The sequence below is a fragment of the Microcystis sp. M53603_WE2 genome, assembly GCF_030065435.1.
The window spans coordinates 1-2,795 of sequence record NZ_JASJFF010000023.1; the positions used below are offsets into that span (position 1 = coordinate 1).

The window sequence follows — 2,795 nt, forward strand, 5'->3', positions numbered from 1 at the left end:
CTTGACATTACCCGAGTAAAACCGACAGTCTGTAGAGTCGCCGAAATGTTCGTCAATGACTTTGAGAAAATTGAAGGCGATGCGCTCGTGATTATCCGTACCGCCGGCCATCGCATAAACCAAACCACGTCGGTATTCATGACGGATCTGACTCTGGCGCTCGATAGCGAGATATTCTTGGGGACTGATGTAGTTGGGAACTGCGATCATAATCTCTAGGGGAAAGCCTACTATCAATTATAGTACGAGAATGGCTCTCTTATTCTTTGTGTGATAATTTTTGCTTATGGAATCGTGAAATGCTTATCGGGCAAGACTTTTAGGGCTATTTTTACGTTCAGCGAAGCTCAGTCGAGCCGCGGAAGAAACTATCAGTATAGACCTCGTTTCCACACAGAAACCAGAAGAGCCAAATTTCCAATACTCAGTTTAAATTTAGTACAGCTTAACCAGATTACTTGGAGTAGATAAAATCTCTGAAAAGGGGGTTTTAGTCTCAGCCAAAAATTCAGAAATTGTCTCTCCTTTTCAACAACTATTTGATGTTTTGCCTCCACAGGATATGACATTTTTTCCTTCTTAGCTGAAACTGTCTTGCTTAGTATTAAGCCAGCCCCTTATTTAGTTGTAATCCGTGAAGATTTGCAATTCACTTCTCCTTCCACTGGTAAAGATTTAACATGAGAACCTTGAAACTTTTCCATATTGCTGACTCGCCACATAGACAGAGGAAAAGTAATAGCAAATAAACCAAAAACTCCCACTAAAATCCAGACGATATTGTGCATTTTACGAGAGGAAAGTTTTCTAATTTGAACATCCATTTTGTTACCTCCATAAGTTTAAGTTAAGGGTAAATAAGGAAAGATAGGATGCCATGACATAGCGGTGGCGGCAATAATGAGGGCGAAAAACCAAAAGAGAATTGTTTTAGCCTTAATCTTGCGATCTTTCCAGAGATAATGGAGTATAGGCCAACTGATTAACCAGCCAATTAATAACATAGTTTCTTTGCCGGTATAACTGCCAATATTACCCCACATTTTGCTAGGATTTTTACTGCCAGGAATCCAAGACCCTAAATTCCAGAGCAGAGTTTCTACGGTTTTTGTCTGGTCTGCATCGGAAAAATGGTGAGAAACCATCATTAAACAACAACCGATTGCGGCGCTAATAATTGCCGCAGCTGCAGGGCCAGAAGTAGCGGGAGAACGTTTGGCACCTTGGGCTAAACCTTGGGGAAATTGTTGTACAAAAGCCCAGATTTTACCGTACCAAGGGCTATCAACATAGGGTTGTGTCATGAGAGTTGCTCCTATTTTTTAAGAGTTCGTAACTGTGTAAAACCCAAAATTCCCACCGCTAAAAGTCCCATAATGGTGCTAGGTTCGGGTACAGATTCTAGGAGAAAAGCGCGGGTTTCCGTTTCTCCCAATTCATTAGTAAAAGTGCCAAAACCAATAATTTGGCCACGCCCATTAATGCCCGTGGCTTGATTTAAAACCCAACCCGTACCATTAATGACTAAATTATTTAAATCAAATAACTGGCCTTCTTGCCAAAGAGTCCCATGGGCAACTTCACTAGCAAGATTAGAAAAGCCAACAATTTGACCAGATTCGTTAATACTTAAAGCATCGCCTCGCGTACCACCAAGACTGCCTAAATTAATCAAATTGCCGTTATCCCAGAGGAATCCACTAGAGGTTAAAGTGGCTCCTGAACCATTAGTCGCTTGACCAATAACTAAGCCATTTTCGTTAAGATCTCGGGCAAAACTTTGGGCGAATCCGTTGGGAATTCCTAGATTAGTCAGGACAAAATTACCATTGGCATCCTGCTCCCAAAAAGCAGCACTGTAGACATTAGTTCCGTCCACTACACCATCGGAGTCTACATAACCAACGATTTCGGTATTGTCATTAATGGCTAAACCAAAATTTTGATCGCCGTCAAGACTAGGTAAGTTGATGCGCGTACCATCTTCCCAGAAAATAGCGTTTCTTCGATTGGTTTCAAAGATATGATAACCAGCAATCTGATTGCTGTTGTTGATGTCGATAAAATAACTTTCCAGGCCACCAAAGTTATAAATGTTGAGGTCGTAACCCCCGGAACCGTTAGGAGTCCACAATAACGCCCGGTCTGTGGGTCCGGCGGTTTCATCTCCCGCACCGACAATCATCCCTGCGTCATTAATAGAACGAGATAAACCACCGCGACCGGGGAGAGTGACGGGGGTGCCGCCATTAACTGGGCCAGTAAGGGGTAAAGCCGTTATCGTACCGTTTTCCCAGATATAGCCACTAGAAGCGGTATTACCGGCAGTGCGGGAACGACCGACGATTTGACCTTGGTTGTTAATGCTGGCTGCCCTCGTATCCGTACCATCGGGGCTGAGTGTACCCAAGTCGGTGATTTTATACATCGAACCCGCTAGGGCAGGAGACACAGTATGTAAGCCGAAAACAGTGGCTAGAACGAGCGAAAGTTGAATTTTAGTCATTTTTGAGTTGAATCAGCAAATAAGGGTTTACAGAGCCTGAATTTTGGCGACACCGAGGCCGCTAACGAGACCACCCATAGCAAAAAACATCATTGCCATCAGAGCAATGCAAGTGGCTGTTAACACCGGTCGGTTAGCTTTGTCCAAAATTGAGTCGCCGTATTTCCAGAGAATCCAAGTGCAGGCCACGCCTAGGGGTAGGGTAAAAAGGACGCTGAATTCGTGGTATTCCATGAGGACGTATTGACCGAGGGGCGAATTTTCCTTTAGCCATGCCCGCGCACCGCCA

The 2,795-nt window shown here is 43.9% G+C and carries 4 protein-coding genes and 1 pseudogene; all 5 read right to left on the reverse strand.

Annotation, left to right across the window (positions count from 1 at the left end):
• On the reverse strand, positions 1-210 hold a 210-nt coding region (locus PX481_RS00555; protein WP_288093090.1), incomplete at its 3' end, for a Uma2 family endonuclease.
• A gap of 407 nt (positions 211-617) precedes the next feature.
• Positions 618-824, reverse strand: a complete 207-nt coding sequence (locus PX481_RS00560; protein WP_002762824.1) for a hypothetical protein — start codon at positions 822-824, stop codon at positions 618-620.
• Positions 825-842: 18 nt separating this feature from the next.
• Positions 843-1,304: a hypothetical protein gene (locus PX481_RS00565; RefSeq protein WP_002762822.1), complete on the reverse strand. Its 462-nt coding sequence runs from the start codon at positions 1,302-1,304 to the stop codon at positions 843-845.
• Positions 1,305-1,315: 11 nt separating this feature from the next.
• A complete protein-coding gene (locus PX481_RS00570; protein WP_002762821.1) occupies positions 1,316-2,506 on the reverse strand; it encodes a PEP-CTERM sorting domain-containing protein in 1,191 nt (396 codons plus the stop codon).
• A gap of 27 nt (positions 2,507-2,533) precedes the next feature.
• Positions 2,534-2,795, reverse strand: a pseudogene (locus PX481_RS00575) (hypothetical protein); the annotation flags it as partial.

Excerpts from the sequence above, each read along its gene's own strand:
- PX481_RS00570 (WP_002762821.1), bottom strand. The coding sequence starts at position 2,506 with ATGACTAAAATTCAACTTTCGCTCGTTCTAGCCACTGTTTTCGGCTTA.
- PX481_RS00560 (WP_002762824.1), bottom strand. The coding sequence starts at position 824 with ATGGATGTTCAAATTAGAAAACTTTCCTCTCGTAAAATGCACAATATC.
- PX481_RS00565 (WP_002762822.1), bottom strand. The coding sequence starts at position 1,304 with ATGACACAACCCTATGTTGATAGCCCTTGGTACGGTAAAATCTGGGCT.